Origin of the sequence: Micromonospora sp. NPDC023966, assembly GCF_040639095.1 — a bacterium.
Taxonomy (GTDB): Bacteria; Actinomycetota; Actinomycetes; order Mycobacteriales; family Micromonosporaceae; genus Micromonospora.
The window spans coordinates 192872-208995 of sequence record NZ_JBEZZJ010000008.1 but is presented as its reverse complement, the minus strand read 5'-3'; the positions used below and the strand labels follow the sequence as shown (position 1 = coordinate 208995).

Genomic DNA, 16124 nt, shown 5'->3' with positions numbered 1-16124 from the left:
AAACGGTCGGGTGACGCGGGCCGGGTGATGGTCGCCGCCGGTGACGGGACCGTCACGGTGCAGGTGACCGGTCTGGCATGGCGGGGCGAGGTATGTCAGCAGGTCTTTGAAGAAGCCGCGGTCGATCTCGGCCGCGGCGTGTCCGCGTACACGGCATCGCGCAGCGGCCACCGGCGGGGTCGGCGGGTCGGTTTTCCGAGGTTCAAGTCGAAGAAATGCGCACCGCTGTCGTTTCGCATCCGCAGCAGGACCTCTGCCGCAGGCCGGGCGGGTATCCGGGTCGGTGAGCGCGCGCCGCGTACCGTGGCCCTGCCTGGCATCGGCACCCTGGCGGTACGGCAGGACACCCGCCGGTTGCGGCGCATGCTGGCCAAGGGGCGGGCGAAGGTGGTGTCCGCGACGGTCAGCCACCGGGCCGGCCGGTGGGCGGTGTCACTGACCTGCGAAGCCGCCGACCTGCACGATGCCCGCCGCCACGAGCCGAACACCAGCGCCGCAGGGTGGGTGGGTGTCGACCGGGGCCTGTCGACGTTCGTCGCCGCAGCGCTCGCCGACGGCACGCAGGTCCTGCGGGTCGACGGCTGGCCACGGCCCGCCCGGGCTGCGGTGGCGCGCCAGCGCCGCCTGTCCCGGAAGGTCACCGGCAAACAGCGCGGCTCCAACAACCGTGCCAAGGCCGCGGCCCGGCTGGGCCGCCACCACGCCCGGGTGGCCGCGATCCGGCGCCGTTTCCTGCACCAGGTCTCCAACCAGCTGGTCAATACCCACGACCGGCTCGCCATCGAGACCCTCACCATCACCGGCATGCTCGGCAACCGGCGCCTGGCGTCGGCGGTCGCCGACGCGGCATGGGGCGAACTGGCCCGCCAACTGGCCTACAAGCAGCAGTGGCGCGCCGGCCAACTCGCCCTGGTCGACCGCTGGTACCCGTCGACCAAGACCTGCTCCGCATGCCGGACCGTGGCCACCGCGATGCCTCTGCACCAGCGCACGTTCACCTGCCAGGTGTGCGGGTATCAGGCCGATCGGGACCACAATGCCGCAGTCAACCTCGCTGTCTGGGCCGAGCAGCACCACGCCCAGGTCCGGGACCTCCCCGCAGGGGGCCCGGTCAGCAACGCCGGCCGAGGGGAAGGCTCTGGCCCGCGCACACGCGCGGGCGAAACCGGCCCCGATGACGCAGGAACCGTACCCACCCCACCCGGGGCGAGGCGCGGACGCCCGAGAAGGGCGCTGTCTCACAACTCCACCGAGTTATGAAACAGGCCGTAGGCGCTACGCCGGCACGTCCTCCCGCAGTTCGTCGAAGGCGATGCTGCCGGCGAACCGTCCGTACTTATTGACTTTCGATAGATTGCGAGCGACAGTCGATAAATGCCAGCCGAGCGACCGGTCCCCGAACCTGACTCCCCGGGGACCGACAAGTGAGGGCGCGAACCGCCGGGGCGCCTGTCGACGTGTTGGTCGTCGGGGCGGGGCTCGCCGGGCTGCACACGGCCACGCTGCTTGCGGAGCGGGGCCACGACGTGCTGCTGGTCGAACGGCGACCCACGCTCACCGGTGCGATCCGCACGATGGGAATCTTCGTGCGGCGCACGCTCGACGATTTCGCTCTGCCGCCCGAGTGCCTCGGGCCACCCATTCGGCGAGTGGTGCTCTACCCGCCGGGGCTGCGCCACCCGGTGACCCTGGTCAGCAGGCGCGACGAGTACCGGGTGGCCGACATGGCGCCGCTGTACGCGACCACGGCCCGCGCCGCGGCCGACGCCGGCGTACGGATCGCCCTGGGCACCCGCTACGACGGCCGACGAGACGGCTCCTTCCTCCTGGCCGGCGGTGCCGGGCCGATCGCGGTCCGGGCGCGGTTCGTCGTCGGTGCCGACGGCGCCCGCTCCCGGGTCGCCCGGGATCTCGGCCTGGACCGCAACCACCACCTGCTGGTCGGCGCCGAGGAGGTGTTCGGCATCCCCGCCGGCGACGAGCCGCCGACGTTCCACTGCGTCCTGGACCCCTCGCTCGCTCCGGGCTACCTGGCCTGGGTGGTCAACGACGGCCGGCACGCCCACGTCGGCGTGGCCGGCTACGCCGACCGCTTTCCCGGCGGTCTCCGGCGCGCAATGGAGCGGTTCGCCGCCTCGGCGCCCGGACTGCCGGCCGTGGCTCGCCCCGCCGAGGTCGAGCGGCGCGGCGGCCCGATCCCCGTCGGCGGGGTGTTGCGCCGAATAGGGTGCGCCGACGGGCTCCTCGTCGGCGATGCGGCGGGCGCGGTCTCTCCGCTCACCGCCGGTGGCCTCGATCCGTGCCTGCGGCTGTCGGCACTCGCGGCCGATGTCCTCGACGAGGCCCTGCGCGCGGGCCGTCCGGAACCGTTGACCCGTTACGACGGAGCCGCCCTGCGTGCCCGCTTCCGGGGCAGGCTGACGCTGCGCCGGGCATTGGCCCAGGTGCGCACGCCCGCCGTCGCGGCAGCGGCGTTCGCGCTGCTGCGGACGCCGCCGGGGCGGGCCGCGGCCCGTCGCGTGCTCTTCGGCGACGCATCCTTTCCCGACCCCTGACCGGGGTTCGTTCGGGCGGAGCGCGGTCTGCCGGATGTCGCCGGTGCCAGGGCTCGTCCGACAAATGATCACTGGTGGTTCCCGGAGGCTCGACGAAGGGTGGAGGAGCTCGGCGCGCTAGCCTGGCGATCATGGCGGACTGGGAGCTTCGGCCGGCTTCGGCTGCAGACGTCGAGGTGGTGGCCGAGTTGCGGGCCGTAGTGCTGCGGGCGGACCTGGAGCGGCTCGGGCGGTACGACGAGCACCGGGTGCGGCAGCGACTACGGGACGGCTTCGCTCCGGCGTACACCTGGTTGATCGGGGTGGGCGGCGCGTTCGCCGGCTGTGTGTCGCTGCGGCCAGCCGAGGACGCCCACTGGCTGGAGCATTTCTACCTGGCACCGCATCTGCAGGGCAGCGGCATCGGCACAGCCGTGCTGCGTGGGCTGCTGGAGCAGTGCGATCGCGAGGGCATCAAGGTCCGGCTGAACGTGCTGCGGGGCAGTCCGGCCCGGCGGCTGTACGAGCGGCACGGTTTCACCCTCGAGACAGAGGATCCGGTGGACGTGTTCCTGCTACGCGAGCCGGCCGTGGCCGGCTCGGCGCAGGTTGCCACCCGCCTGGCTTGAGCTGGCCGACGGTGGTCGGCAGACTGGTGGCATGTCGCGAGGTATCGCCCTGGTCCGACGACCCAGCGGTCGGCTGGCCGAAGGCCTGGTCACCCACATCGAGCGCAGCGACGTGGATGTCGCGCGGGCCCGGCGTCAGCACGAGGCGTACCGGGCCGCGCTCGCCGAGGCCGGCTGGCAGGTGCGCGAGGTCGACCCCGCCGAGCACTGCCCCGACTCGGTGTTCGTCGAGGACACCGTCGTCGTGTGCGCCGGCCTGGCGGTGATCACCCGGCCGGGCGCGCCCGAGCGCCGTCCGGAGATCCCCGGCACGGAGAAGGCGGTACGCGAGGCCGGGCTGGAGGTCGTCCGCATCGAGGCTCCCGGGACGCTCGACGGCGGCGACGTGCTGCAGATCGGCACCACGGTGTACGTGGGCCGCGGCGGACGTACCAACGACGAGGGTGTGGCCCAGTTGCGCGCCCACCTGGCGTCCCGCGGGCGCACGGTGATCCAGGTCCCGCTGCGCCACGTGCTGCACCTCAAGTCGGCCGTGACCGCCCTGCCCGACGGCACTCTCCTCGCGCTGCCGGAGCTGCTCGACTCGACCGCGCTCCGCGAGCCGCTGCGCCCGGTCGACGAGGAGGCCGGCTGCCACGTCGTACCGCTCGGGGGTGACCTCGTGCTGCTGGCCGCGTCGGCGCCGCGCACCGCGGCGCTCGTGGCGGACCTCGGCTTCACACCGGTCGTCGTCGACATCGGCGAGTACGAGAAGCTCGAGGGCTGCGTCACCTGCCTGAGCGTGCTGATCCCCGCGATCTGACCCCCACCCGGAGCGCGGCAGCACGTCGCTCGACGACGCCCTCGTCGCGGTGTCCACTCACACCTGGACGACCGGCGAAGGTCAATCGCCGCCTATGCTCGCCGCCATGATCCGACGTCTGTCCGCTTCGGTGGCGTTCCTCGCCGCGCTTTCCTCGACCGCAGCCTGCGACCCGGCTCCGGCCACGGGTGCGTCGAGCCACACGGTGTCCGCCACCGCTCTGGTCGCTCCCTCGCCCAGTGACGGCGGCGCCGCGCGCGGGCTCCGAGACCGGTACGCCGCCTCCCGGCGTCTGGCCGGGCTCGCCGAAAAAACCGCCTACCGGGACGAGAAGCTCGACTCCGACGGGGTGGCCTGCGGCCGGCCGCTGCCGCTGCTGGACCGGCGTCTGGTCGCCGTGACGCACGTCTTCGGCACCCCGGACGGCACCCCGCCAGAGGAGTTCGTCGAGGTCACCCAGGAGACCGTGGTCTACCCGACGGAAGCCGTGGCGGCGGACGCCGTAGGGCAGTTGTTCGATCTGTTCGAGACGTGCGACCGGGACGTGGAGGAGGGCCAGGTGACCGATGGGCACGCCGCCGCCGACCTGCCGGGCGGGGCCGGCGTGGCCGGCCGCGCGGTCACCGCCACCATGACGCTGCCTGACGGCACGCCCTTCCCCCACCGCTACGGCTGCGTGCACCACGGTCGGGTGGTGCAGTGCGTCGCGGTCTGGACCCGCTCGGAGGCAGACACCGCGGCGTGGTTCGAGAAGGCGGTCGTCGCCACCGGGAAGGGACTGCGGGCCTGAGACCGTAGCCCTTCACGTTTCCGCGCACCGGCACACGCCACGATCCGAGCCGCCGGCGAACAGGCCGTCTCCACCCCTCACCGTCTGCCGTTGCGGTCGAGCAGCCAGCGTTCGAATTCGACGGCGACGATGCGCTCGTCATGCACGCCGGCCGCGTCGTCGGACGCCAGCCAGACGATGGGCGGGCCCATCACCGCCGGCTCCAGGAACCTCTGGCCCTCGGGCACGGCGTCGAGGGGCAGCATCCCGGTGACGGTGGCGCCCCCGGGCAGCAGCAGATTGACGGTCACGCCTGTGCCGCGCAGGTCGGCGGCCATGATCCGGGACAGCGCCTCACTGCCGGCACGCGACGACCCGTAAGGGACGAACCCGGCTCGGTGCATGGTCGACTGGCTCACCGAAACGTTGACGATGCGGCCACCGCCGGCGGCCAGCATCCGCGGCACGACCTCCCGCGCCACCAGGAAGTAGCCGGTCAGATTGGTCTCGATCACCGCGCGGAAGCCCTCGACCGGTACCTCCCAGAAGCCCTGCGGATGCGTCATGAAGCGCGGGTTGACCGTCCGCATGCCGATCCCGGCGTTGTTCACCAGCATGTCGATGCCGCCGAGCCGCGACCACGCCTCGTCGACCGCCCTGGCCACCGACGACTCGTCCCGCACGTCGAGTTCGATGCCGACCGCGCCCGGCACTCCGGCCGCGACCGAGTCCGCACGACGGCCGGATCGGCTGGTCAGCGCGACCGCCGCTCCCGCTGCGGCCAGGGCGGACGCCATGGCCAGTCCCAGTCCGCTCGCCCCGCCGGTCACCAGCACCTTCACCGGCATACCCCCTTCCCACGAACGGTCCGTACGCCGTTCTCCGGCTGCGGTCCCCAGCAGCTCTGACGTCACGATGACGCTAGGAGTTTGAGCACGCTCGAGGTCAAGGGCGGCCGAAATCCGGGCCACGGTTGCTTCCGCACGGCACGCGGCGAGCGTCAGCGTGCCCGCCGGTACCGCGCGAGAACCGCGGCGCCCGCCTGCTCCGCCGACAGACACTCCAGGTACGTGGGCGGGCCTTCCGCCGGGAAGAGCCGCCGACCGGAGCGAAGGATCGTGGGAAAGGTGAGGAGGCGGTATTCGTCGACCAGGTCCTCGGCCATCAGCCTGTGCACCACGCTCAGGCTTCCCGTCACGATGACGTCACGCCGCTCCCGCTTGACCGCGTCGACCAGGTCGCCGTCGACGATCTTGGAGTTCGCCCACGTTGAGACGTCGGCGAGCGTGCGGGTGGCGACCAGTTTGGGCACCGCGTTCATCCGGGCGGAGAACGGGTCGTCGCGTCCGGGCCAGAGCCGGGCGAACAGCTCCCAGGTGGTCCGTCCCAGCAGCAGGACTCCCTCGTCGAGCAGCCCGCCGAGGCGGAACTTGTCCCCGGCAACGGTCTCCGGGCCGTGCCGGAAGGCCCAGCCACCCGCGGGTGTGCCCCCGGACCCGTCCGGGTCCGACACGATCCCGTCCAGGGTGATGAACTGGATGACGATGACGCTCACGATGATGTCCCTTCGTAGGTGCTCACCGGTACGTACCGGCAGCACCGGCCGGACTCATCGCGCCTGACGAAGATCCTCGGAAGAAATCCGCGTGGGCAGGTCGAACGCCTCGAACACGCGCGGATCGGCGAACACCACGTTGTGCGTGACCCGCCCGCCCGCGACGGTGAGCACCTGCAACGTGTGCAGCCGGTGCGGACCGCCGGGCTGCGGCGCGTACGCGGCGAGCGCCGGCTGCCCGTTGGCGCTCAGCTGCCTCACGCGCCAGCCGGTGCCCCGGGTCCGGAACACGCGATCCATGAACAGGCCGTAGTCACGGCTGCCCCGATACCAGAGGGGCACCGGCGGCATCTCCAGGATCGCCTGGTCGGTGAGCAGCCGCACGAGCCCGGGAACGTCGGCCGCCTCGAACGCCCGCACGTACTGGTGGACCACGGCGCGCACCCGCGGATCGTCCGGCTCGGTGACCTCGCCGGCGTCCCCCACCTCCCCGAGAGCGGCGCGGGCGCGCTGCAGCGCGCTGTTGACCGCGGCGACCGTGGTGCCGAGCTGCTCGGCGACCTCGGCGGCGGTGAACTCCAGCACCTCGCGCAGCAGGAGCACGGCCCGCTGACGGGCCGGCAGCGCCTGCGTGGCCGCGACCAGCGCGAGCCGCATGTCCATCCGCGTCTCCAGCTCGACCCGCGCGTCGGGAAACGGCTGCAGCCATGGGACGTCCGACGAGGGCGTCAGCGGCGCCTCCGGATCGGCACTCGGTGCGCCGAGCCCGGACGGCAACGGTCTCCGCGCACGTCCCTCCAGCGCGGTCAGGCACGCGTTCGTGGCGATCCGGTACAGCCAGGTTCGCTGCGAGGCGCGCGCGGGGTCGTACCGGTCCCTGGCCTTCCACGCGCGCAGCATCGTCTCCTGCACGACATCCTCAGCCTCGTGGAACGAGCCCAGCATCCGGTAGCAGTACGCCAGCAACTCACCGCGGTGAAGCTCGAAGTCCACGCGCCCATCCTGGCGTACGTCGTTCCGGCACGGCAGCACACCGGGGCCGTACCGCGATCAGCCGGACGTCGGTGAGTCCCGCTGGTCCGGCGCAAGGGTGAGATTGAGCAGTGCCAGCCCGGTGACGGGCTGGAAGCCCACCTCGGTGTAGAGCGTGCGGGCGGGGATGTTGTCGGTCTCGGTCTGTAGCGACACGCGCTGCGCGCCGGCGGCCCGGGCTTCGTCGACGACGTGCTGGAGCAGGGCGTGCGCGACGCCGTTACGGCGGTGACGCGGGGCGACGTAGAGGTCGCGGATCGACCACGCGGTGCCCAGCATCAGGGACGCCGGCATGACCGCCGTCGTGACGAAGCCGCAGACGTGATCGGCGCGAAGGGCGGCGGCGGCCGCGAGCCGGTGCCGTACGAGCTGGTCGTGCAGCCAGGCGCGGGTGAGCTGAGACGACGGCGGCCGGCCGTAGTGCGCCCGGTAGTCATCGAACAGAGCGGCTACCTGCTCGAACCCGTCATGGGCGGGGGTTATCGGCACGACCGTCGTCAGCATGCCGTCCAGTCTCGTCGAGACCGCCCCGCGTCACCGCTCCCGCCTGACGCCCAGCGGCCGCACCGGCACGTCCTGCCACAGTTCGTTGAAGGCGATGCTGTCGAAGAACGCGGTCCCCTCGACCACCTTGCCGTCCCGCATCCGCAGGAACCAGGCGACCGTGTCGGTGTACGTCGTGCCGATCGTGGTGGTGCCCGCGCCGTTCCACGCGGCGATCACCGTGTCGGTGGTCGGGTCCTCGTACATGCCCCGGATGCGCACGGGCCGGAATGGGTCCTCCGCCGTGAAGCGCGCGCCGAAGGGTGTCAGCGCCTCCTCGATGAACTGGCGGGCGGGCTGGTACAGCCCGGCCGCCACGGAGCGGCCGATGATCTCCCACCGCATGTCCTCGGCGAAGATGCTGGTGATGCTGCCGGTGCCGGCGGACCAGGCGGCGAAGGCGTCCGCGACGATCTCCCGGTTGGCGGTCATCGGCGGCTCCCGTCTGCTCGCTGCGGCCGGACGCCGGCCCACTCCGCCCATCCTGCGCCGCGACGTCCGCGGCCGAGGGCGGATTCCGCCACCGTCCTCCCCTGGGCGGCAGGAGCGCGCCCCCCCGGGGCGATCACGCACCGCCTACCCTGAACGCGTGGATCGCTGTGACGAGTGCCTGTTCGTCTATTCCGCGCTCGGCACGGAGGAGCTGCCCCAGCGGCTACGCGACGTGGCCGGGCACTACCCGGCCGCCCTCAACGGGGTGCCGGACCCGCGCCGGCGACCGGCCCCGGAGGTGTGGTCGCCGCTGGAGTACGCCTGCCACGTCCGGGACGTGTTCCGGGTCCAGGGTGAGCGGCTGGCGCTGGCGCTGCGCGTGGACGAGCCGGAGTTCGCGCCGATGGGCCGCGACGAGCTGGTGATCACCGAGCGCTACAACACGCAGGATCCGGAGCTGGTGCTGACCGACCTGGCCACGGCAGCCGCGGAGTTCGCGGCCCGCTTCGCGACGCTGGGCGAGGTCGAGCTGGACCGCACGGGCGTCTACCCGTGGCCCCGGCGCGAGGCGCGGACGCTGCGCTGGCTCGGCCGGCACACGGTCCACGAGGCAGAGCACCACCTGCTCGACATCCGCCGCGCCACCGGACCCTGGACGGCCGGCGGGGCCTGACGCCCGTTGGCGTCAGGCCCCGCGACGGCAAGGCCGCCCGAAGGTCGGGCCGAGGGCAGTGCCCTGCGGCCCGACCGGACGGTCAGTGGATCGCGACCGGCGTCGGCCGCGGCTCCTCCCCCGTCCCGCCGTCGAGCAGGTGCGACGGCTCGCGCCGGCGCGGCAGCAGGGCGGCCGGGATGAAGGTGAGCAGCACCAGCCCGAAGCCGACCCAGAAGGTGGTCGCGAAGGAACTGGACGCGAAGTCCAGCCCGCGCTCGATCAGCGACGGCGGCACCGGGAACTGCTGGAGCAGCTCCGGCCGCAGCTGCGTGCCGATGGCCAGGCTGGCCTCGGTGACCGGCTTGCCGCTCGGGTCGGTCGCGCCGGGGATCACCTCCGAGCCGTTCAGCCGGCTGGTGAGGATCACCGACATCACCGCGGCGCCGACCGAGCCGCCGATCTGCTGGAGGATGTTGACCAGCGTCGAGCCCCGGGCCACCTCGGCGGCGTGCAGCGTCTTCAGCGCCGAGGTCATGATCGGCATCATGGTGCCGCCCATGCCGAGGCCCATCACGAACAGCGAGCCGCAGAGCAGCCAGTAGGACGTGTGCGGGTCGACCTGGGTGAAGGTGAAGAACCCGGCGGCGATGAGCACCAGCGCGAACGGCACCGTCCGGCCCACCGGCACCTTGTCGGCCAGCATGCCGGCGATCGGCATGGTCAACATCGCGCCGAGGCCCTGCGGCGCCATAAGCAGGCCGGCGGTCAACGTCGACTCGCCGCGGATCTGCAGGAAGTAGCTCGGGAACAGCAGCCCCGCGCCCATGAACGCGATGATGAACACGAACAGGGTCACCGTGGCGATGCTCAGGTTGCGGTTGCGGAACAGCCGCAGGTCGAGCAGCGGGTGCCGAGGCCGGAACGAGTAGAACACGAAGGCCACCACGAGCACGGCGCCGACCAGCATGGGCAGCCAGACGCTGTTGTCGCGGACCGTGCCGGCCTCCGGCAGCGAGGAGACGCCGTAGAGGAAGAGCGCCAGGCCGGGCGAGAGCATGAGCATGCCGAGGAAGTCGAACGACTCCGACGGCTCCGGGGCGTCCTTCGGCAGCGCGAGCTGGGCGTAGATCAGCGCGACGACGCCGATCGGCAGGTTGATCAGGAAGATCCAGTGCCAGCTGGCGGTGTCGATCAGCCAGCCGCCGAGGATCGGGCCACCGATCGGGCCGAGCAGCATCGGGATGCCGAGGACGGCCATCAGCCGGCCGATCCGGTGCGGGCCGGCCGCCCGGGTCATGATCGTCATGCCGAGCGGCATGAGCATGCCGCCGCCGAGACCCTGGAGCACGCGGTAGCCGATGAGCTCACCGATCGAGTCGGCGGTGGCGCAGAGCCCGGAGCCGATGGTGAACAGCGCCAGCGCCACCATGTAGAGGCGCTTGGTGCCGAACCGGTCGGCGGCCCACCCGCTGAGCGGGATCACCGTGGCCAGCGCGAGCGTGTAGCCGGTCATCGTCCACGCCACCCGGGCGTACGAGGCGTCGAACTCGTTCTGGAACGTCGGCAGCGCCACGCTGACGACCGTCACGTCGAGGATCGACATGATCGCACCGAGCACGACGACGCCGGCCACCTTGAGTACCGCGGCGTCGAGCTTGTTCGATGTCGCGACAGGTTGCTGGGTCACAAACAGTCTCCTGGTTCGGTTCCGGTCGGGGGCGGTGGCGGCGCCGCGCGCCGGTGTGGGCGCGGGCTGACGTGCGCCGGGGCGGCGTCCGGCAGGAAGCGTAGCGACCGGCTGCGACATCGCGCGGCTGGTTTACCAGGATCACCGGCGGCGCGGGGCGGGCTCAGACCGCGGCGCGATGGTCGCGCGGATTGACGCCGCGCACTCTCTTGAAGGCCGCGCTGAGCGCAAAGGGGCTGCTGTAGCCCACCCGGCGGGCCACCGCGGTGAGGGTCAGCTCGGTGTCGCGCAGCAGGTCGGCGGCGAGCGCGAGGCGCCAGCTCGTGACGAAGGTCATGGGCGGCTCGCCGACCAGGTCGGTGAACCGGCGGGCGAACGCGGCCCGGGAGGTGCCGGTGGCGGCGGCGAGGCCGGCCACCGTCCAGGCCCGGGCCGGGTCGTGCTGGACCAGCCGGACGGCGCGGCCGACCACCGGGTCGGCGTAGGCCCGGTACCAGCCGGGCGGCCGCGCGCCGGGGCGGGCCAGCCAGGTGCGCAGCACCGCGATGACGAGCAGGTCGAGCAGCCGGTCCAGCACCGCCTCCTGCCCGGGGCCGTCCCGGTCCAGCTCCGCGGCGAGCAGCGGCACGACCGGCAGGTCGCCGTCGGCGGCGGTCAGCACCACCAGGGGCGGCAGGGCCGCGAGCAGGCCGGCGCCGATGGCGCCGCTGCTGGCGTACGTGCCGGTGAGCAGGGTGGTGGCGCCGTCCGGCCGGGTGCCCCAGGTACGCAGGCCCAGCGCCATGGTCTCGGTCAGCTCCTGCCCGCCGAGGGTGGTGCAACGCTGCCCGGGATGGATCACCACCTGCGGCGGGGTGTCCGGGTGGTCGGCCACGGTGTACGGGTCGGGCCCGCGCAGCACGGCCACGTCCCCGGGGTGCAGCAGCGCCGGCGCCGCGCCGTCGGGCGCCACCCAGGCGCTGCCCCGGACCACCGTGGTGACGCTGAGCGGGGCGGCGTCGCGGACCCGGATCGACCAGGGCGGGTCCATCACGGTGCGGAGCAGGAAGGCGTCCCGGGCGCGCAGCCCGCGGAGCACGTCGGCGAGGACGTCCACCCGGCGAGCGTAGACGCTCGCGTATGGTCCGGGGCGTTCCGGCCATGGAGCGTCCACCGTTTCCCGGTGTCCAATGGTCTCCATGATCGCATCGAACGTCCGGGCCGGCGTGCTGCTGCTGGCCACGGTTACCACGGGGTTGACGGCGGGGCTCTTCGCGGCCTTCGCGTACGCGGTGATGCCGGGCCTGGCCCAGCTGGACGACCGGGCGTTCGTGGCCGGCATGCGCTCGATCAACCAGGCCATCCTCAACGGCTGGTTCGCGCTCTGCTTCGGCGGCGCGCTGGTCTGCACCCTCGCGGCAGTCCTGCTGCACCTGCCCGGCGGGCGGCGCGGGCCGCTGCCCTGGCTGATCGCCGCCCTGGTGCTCTACGTGCTGGTGCTCGCGGTGACCGCGGCGGTGAACGTCCCGCTCAACGACCGGCTGGAGGCGGGCGCCGCCCGGCCGGCCGACCCGGCGGAGCTGCGCGCCGCGTTCGAGAGCACCTGGGTGCGCTGGAACGTGGTCCGGGCGGTGCTGAACACCGCGGCGCTCGGCTGCCTCGGGTGGGCGCTGCTGGTGGCCCGGTCGCTGCCCGACTGACCGGCGTCCCGCCTACCGGGCGCCCAGCTTCGCCAGCAACGCGACCTCGGCGGTGCGGGACCGTTCGATCCGGCCGGCGAGGTCGCGTACCCGGGCGCTGGTACCGGCCTGGACCTGGGCGCGGGCCAGGTCGGCGGCGGTCCGCTGGTGCGCGGCGAGCACGTCGAGCAGCACCCGGTCGACCTGGTCGGCCGGGGCGGCCCGCAGCCGGGCCAGCCCGGCGGTGGCGTCGCTGTGCCCGGAGTGGTCGTGCCGCTCGGCGGCCGCCACCGCGGACGGGCCGGCCTCGCGCAGCCAGCCGCGCATGGTGGCCAGTTCGTCGGTCTCGGTGGCCCGGACGGCGGCGATGAGCGTGCGGACCTCCGGGTCGGTGCCGCGGTCGAGCCCGACCTGGACGAGTTCCAGGGTCTGCTCGGTGTGCGCCACCATCATGGCCAGGAAGAGGGCGTCGATGCCGCTGGTCTCGGTCTCGACGGCCGGCTCGGGGCGGGTGGCCGCGGTGGAGGCCGGCTGGGCGGCGCAGCCGGCCGCACCGAGCAGCACGGCGAGCAGGAGTGCGGCGAGCGGGCGGCGCATGCCGGTCCTCCGATCCCGGGTACGGCGGGTGTCGGGTGCGGCGCACGCGGAGCGTGGCCGCACCCGTCCGGTCAGATCTGGAGCCACAGCGCCGGCACGTTCGGCGGTTCCCAGCCGGGGATCGCGGTGTGCGCCTGGCGGCAGCGGTAGGTCAGGCCGTTGTAGGTGACCGTGTCCCCGACCTGGTAGGCGCGCCCGGCGGTCCAGGTGCCGCCCGGGGCCGGCGAGCCGGTCGGGGTGGGCGTGGGCTTCGCGGTGGTCGGGGCCGGCGTCGGCGTGGGCGACGGGGTGGGTGTGGGGTTGCCGCCGCCCCCGCCGATCTGCAGGTCGACGCAGGAGTAGAAGGCGTTCGCGGTGTCGGCGATGTTCCAGACGGCGAGCAGCTTCTGCCGGCCGGAGAAGCTGCCCAGGTTGACGGTGTGCGACACGGTAGCGTCGGGCTGGCGACCGCCGCCGTCGACGACCGCGACCCGGGTGTTGCCGATCCAGTACTCCCAGTTGGACGTGGCGTGCCGGGCGGTGTTGACCCAGGTGAACGTCACCGAGCTGCCGACCGAGGTGGCCGGCCAGCCGCGGCTGTCGTCGTTGAGCACGGCGAACTGGGCGATGCCGGCGTTGCAGCTCTTGAGGCCCTTGGGGCCCTCGACGCTCTGCGGCTCGTACTTGATCTGGCCGCAGTCGGGCACCCGGTTCTGGGCACAGAGCGCCTGGCGGCTGGGGGGCGAGGAGACGTAGCCGTGGGCCTGGGCGGGGACGGCGACCGCCAGGGTGGCGGTGACGGCACCCGTGGTGAGCAGCGGCAGGATGATTCTTCGACGCATGGCGGCAACTCCTTCGGGGCGAGTGGAGATGGCAATGAACATAAATTAAACCTTGTTAACAGTAAAGACTCCTGTCTATAAATTAAGCCGTGTAGGCGGGGCCGTTCCTTGAGCGCCCGCGACCACCGTAGGATTCTGATGCGTCGATGGCTCACCGCGCGGGACCGATCGTCGTTCCTTGGGCACCCGGACACCGGCAAGGTCTCTGGGAGGGCGACGCAGACAGCGATCGCCCGATCCACGAAGGAACCCCCGCATGAGCAGAACGCCATCCCCGGCGCGCCGCCTCACCGCGTACGCCACCGTCCTGCTGCTCGCCGCCGCGGCACCGGCCGCCGTCGACCCACCCGCCGCCGGCGCGGTGGCCGACCCGGTGACGGTGACCGTGAACGCACGCGCCGGGCTGGCCACCGTGCCGGAGACCGCGCTGGGCGTCAACCACGCCATCTGGGACCAGCACCTGGGCAGCACCGAGACGTCGGACCTGCTGCGGGCGGCCGGCGTGAGGATGCTGCGGTATCCCGGCGGCTCGTACGCCGACATCTACCACTGGCGGACCCACACCGCCACCGGCGGGTACGTCGCCCCGAACACCGACTTCGACACCTTCATGGCGGCGGCGAAGCGGGTCGGCGCCCAGCCGATGATCATCGCCAACTACGGCACCGGCACGCCGGCCGAGGCCGCCGAGTGGGTGCGGTACGCCAACGTCACCAAGGGCTACGGCGCGCGGTGGTGGACGGTCGGCAACGAGAACTACGGCAACGGCCACTACGGCTCGGCCTGGGAGGCCGACGACCACCCGGACAAGAGCGCCACCCAGTACGCCCGGCTGGTCGTCTAGTACGCCGACGCCATGAAGGCAGTCGACCCGAGCGTCAAGGTCGGCGCCGTGCTGACCATGCCGGCGAACTGGCCGGACGGGCTGACCGCCGGCGCCGACCCCGGCCCCTGGAACCAGACCGTCCTCTCCCTCGCCGGGCCGAAGATCGACTTCGTCGACGTGCACTGGTACCCGGGCGGCACCGCAGCCGAGTCCCTCGCCCGGACCGGCCACATCCCCGACGCCGCCTGGTTGCTGCGCCAGCAGATCGCCCGCTACGCCGGCCCCGACGCCGGCCGGATCGGGATCAGCTTCACCGAGTTGAACGTCGGCGCGGGCCAGAACACCCAGCCGGGCGCGCTGTTCCTGGCCGACGCCTACAGCGGGCTGCTGGAGCAGGGTGTCTTCACCGTGCAGTGGTGGAACGCGCACAACGGGATCGGCACGGTCTCGGAGGTCGCCGGGCAGACCGACTACGGCGACTTCGGAATGCTCTCCAGCGGCGGGTGCACCGCCGACGGGTCGGTCTGCGAGCCGCCGTTCAACACGCCGTTCGCGCCGTACCACGGGCTGTCCATGATGAACCTCTTCGCCCGGGCGGGTGACCAGTTCGTCCGCGCCGGCACCGACCAGCCGCTGGTCACCGCGCACGCGGCCCGCCGGCCCGACGGCAGCCTGGCGGTCCTGCTGCTGAACAAGGACCCGGACACCGCGTACCCGGTGGAGATCGACTACGCCGGGTTCACCCCGGCGGACGAGGCGCCCACCGTGCACACGCTGACCAACGGCGCCGGCGCGGTGGCCACCGGCCGGTCCGGCGGTGCGACCAGCCGGACGCTGCCGGCGTACTCGCTGACCACGCTCGTGCTGCGCCCGGCCGGCGCGGCCGGCGGGCAGCCCGGGGCGCCGGGCCGGCCCACCGCGGGCGCGGTGACCGACCGGACGGCGGCCCTGTCCTGGGCGCCGGCCGCGCCCGGCGGCGCGCCGATCGCCAAGTACGAGGTGTACCGGCAGCACGGCGCGATCAGCGAGCAGCTCGGCGAGACTTCCGGCACCTCGCTCACGGTCGGCAACCTCGACCCGGGCACCCGGTACACAGTCAACGCGCTCGCCCAGGACACCGCGGGCCGGGTCTCCTGGTCCTCCCCGCCGCTCACCTTCGCCACCGGCAGCCCGGCCGGCAGCACCTGCGCGGTGCGCTTCAGCAAGGACACCGACTGGGGCAACGGCTACGTGGCGACCGTCGACGTCGTGAACACCGGTCCGAGCGCGCTCGACGGCTGGACGCTGAGCTGGACCTGGCCCACCGGCTGGCAGCAGGTGAGCAGCGGCTGGAGCGCCACCTGGTCGCAGGTGGGCAGCGAGGTCAGGGTGACCAGCACCGCCGACACTCGCCGGCTCGCCGCCGGCGGCGGCACGAGCGCCGGCTTCGTCGGCGCGTACAGCGGGCCGAACGTGCTGCCCGGCGCGTTCCGGCTGAACGGCACCGTGTGCACCACCCCGGTGAACCGGGCGACGGTCACCCCCGCCGGGGTGGCCTGAGCCGGCCGTCGGCCGCCGACGGTCCGCGGGCTCCGTCGGCGGCCC

16 protein-coding genes and 1 pseudogene are annotated in these 16124 nt (G+C 73.0%); 8 read left to right on the top strand and 9 right to left on the bottom strand.

Annotated elements, in window-relative coordinates; genetic code table 11:
- From AB0F68_RS14565 to AB0F68_RS14545, 5 genes are all read left to right on the top strand, one after another.
- On the top strand, window positions 1-1260 hold a 1260-nt coding region (locus AB0F68_RS14565; protein ID WP_357336982.1), incomplete at its 5' end, for a transposase.
- 164 nt (window positions 1261-1424) lie between these two features.
- Window positions 1425-2555, top strand: coding sequence for an NAD(P)/FAD-dependent oxidoreductase (locus AB0F68_RS14560; RefSeq protein ID WP_357336980.1), 1131 nt, complete (start codon window positions 1425-1427; stop codon window positions 2553-2555).
- A 131-nt stretch (window positions 2556-2686) separates the two neighbouring features.
- The gene (locus AB0F68_RS14555) at window positions 2687-3163 is read left to right on the top strand and encodes a GNAT family N-acetyltransferase (protein ID WP_357336978.1); all 477 of its coding nucleotides are present in this window, start codon (window positions 2687-2689) and stop codon (window positions 3161-3163) included.
- 31 nt (window positions 3164-3194) lie between these two features.
- Window positions 3195-3965, top strand: a complete 771-nt coding sequence (gene ddaH, locus AB0F68_RS14550) for a dimethylargininase (RefSeq protein WP_357336975.1) — start codon at window positions 3195-3197, stop codon at window positions 3963-3965.
- A 106-nt stretch (window positions 3966-4071) separates the two neighbouring features.
- Window positions 4072-4755 (top strand): hypothetical protein, encoded by a 684-nt coding sequence (locus AB0F68_RS14545; protein WP_357336974.1) that lies wholly within the window; start codon window positions 4072-4074, stop codon window positions 4753-4755.
- 77 nt (window positions 4756-4832) lie between these two features.
- Here AB0F68_RS14545 and AB0F68_RS14540 read toward each other — a convergent pair whose 3' ends face one another.
- From AB0F68_RS14540 to AB0F68_RS14520, 5 genes are read right to left on the bottom strand one after another with little or no spacing between them, the layout of a single operon-like run.
- A complete protein-coding gene (locus tag AB0F68_RS14540; RefSeq protein ID WP_357336972.1) occupies window positions 4833-5795 on the bottom strand; it encodes an SDR family oxidoreductase in 963 nt (320 codons plus the stop codon).
- A complete protein-coding gene (locus AB0F68_RS14535; protein ID WP_357336966.1) occupies window positions 5735-6289 on the bottom strand; it encodes a dihydrofolate reductase family protein in 555 nt (184 codons plus the stop codon). The genes AB0F68_RS14540 and AB0F68_RS14535 overlap by 61 nt, the downstream gene beginning before the upstream one ends.
- Window positions 6290-6343: 54 nt before the next feature.
- Window positions 6344-7282 carry a sigma-70 family RNA polymerase sigma factor gene (locus tag AB0F68_RS14530; protein ID WP_357336964.1) on the bottom strand — a complete coding sequence of 313 codons (939 nt, stop codon included), beginning with the start codon at window positions 7280-7282 and terminating at the stop codon, window positions 6344-6346.
- Between the two features lie 57 nt (window positions 7283-7339).
- Window positions 7340-7825 carry a GNAT family N-acetyltransferase gene (locus tag AB0F68_RS14525; protein WP_357336961.1) on the bottom strand — a complete coding sequence of 162 codons (486 nt, stop codon included), beginning with the start codon at window positions 7823-7825 and terminating at the stop codon, window positions 7340-7342.
- A gap of 30 nt (window positions 7826-7855) precedes the next feature.
- Complete coding sequence (locus AB0F68_RS14520) at window positions 7856-8296, bottom strand: hypothetical protein (RefSeq protein WP_357336959.1); 441 nt, start codon at window positions 8294-8296, stop codon at window positions 7856-7858.
- 157 nt (window positions 8297-8453) lie between these two features.
- Between AB0F68_RS14520 and AB0F68_RS14515 the strand changes: the two genes are divergently transcribed.
- Window positions 8454-8969: a DinB family protein gene (locus AB0F68_RS14515; RefSeq protein ID WP_357336957.1), complete on the top strand. Its 516-nt coding sequence runs from the start codon at window positions 8454-8456 to the stop codon at window positions 8967-8969.
- Window positions 8970-9051: 82 nt separating this feature from the next.
- On the opposite strand, the gene AB0F68_RS14510 is transcribed toward AB0F68_RS14515, so the two are convergent.
- On the bottom strand, window positions 9052-10638 hold the full coding sequence (locus AB0F68_RS14510; protein WP_357336954.1) for a DHA2 family efflux MFS transporter permease subunit: 1587 nt from the start codon (window positions 10636-10638) through the stop codon (window positions 9052-9054).
- 163 nt (window positions 10639-10801) lie between these two features.
- Window positions 10802-11734, bottom strand: coding sequence for an AraC family transcriptional regulator (locus AB0F68_RS14505; RefSeq protein WP_357336950.1), 933 nt, complete (start codon window positions 11732-11734; stop codon window positions 10802-10804).
- A gap of 82 nt (window positions 11735-11816) precedes the next feature.
- On the opposite strand from AB0F68_RS14505, the gene AB0F68_RS14500 reads away from it, so the two are divergent.
- Window positions 11817-12317, top strand: coding sequence for an anthrone oxygenase family protein (locus AB0F68_RS14500; protein WP_357336947.1), 501 nt, complete (start codon window positions 11817-11819; stop codon window positions 12315-12317).
- Between the two features lie 12 nt (window positions 12318-12329).
- On the opposite strand, the gene AB0F68_RS14495 is transcribed toward AB0F68_RS14500, so the two are convergent.
- Together AB0F68_RS14495 and AB0F68_RS14490 are read right to left on the bottom strand one after the other, a co-directional pair.
- The gene (locus AB0F68_RS14495; protein ID WP_357336945.1) at window positions 12330-12893 is read right to left on the bottom strand and encodes a DUF305 domain-containing protein; all 564 of its coding nucleotides are present in this window, start codon (window positions 12891-12893) and stop codon (window positions 12330-12332) included.
- Between the two features lie 71 nt (window positions 12894-12964).
- Complete coding sequence (locus AB0F68_RS14490) at window positions 12965-13714, bottom strand: lytic polysaccharide monooxygenase (protein WP_357336942.1); 750 nt, start codon at window positions 13712-13714, stop codon at window positions 12965-12967.
- Window positions 13715-13970: 256 nt separating this feature from the next.
- On the opposite strand from AB0F68_RS14490, the pseudogene AB0F68_RS14485 reads away from it, so the two are divergent.
- Window positions 13971-16079, top strand: a pseudogene (locus AB0F68_RS14485) (cellulose binding domain-containing protein).
- Window positions 16080-16124 lie beyond the last annotated feature (45 nt).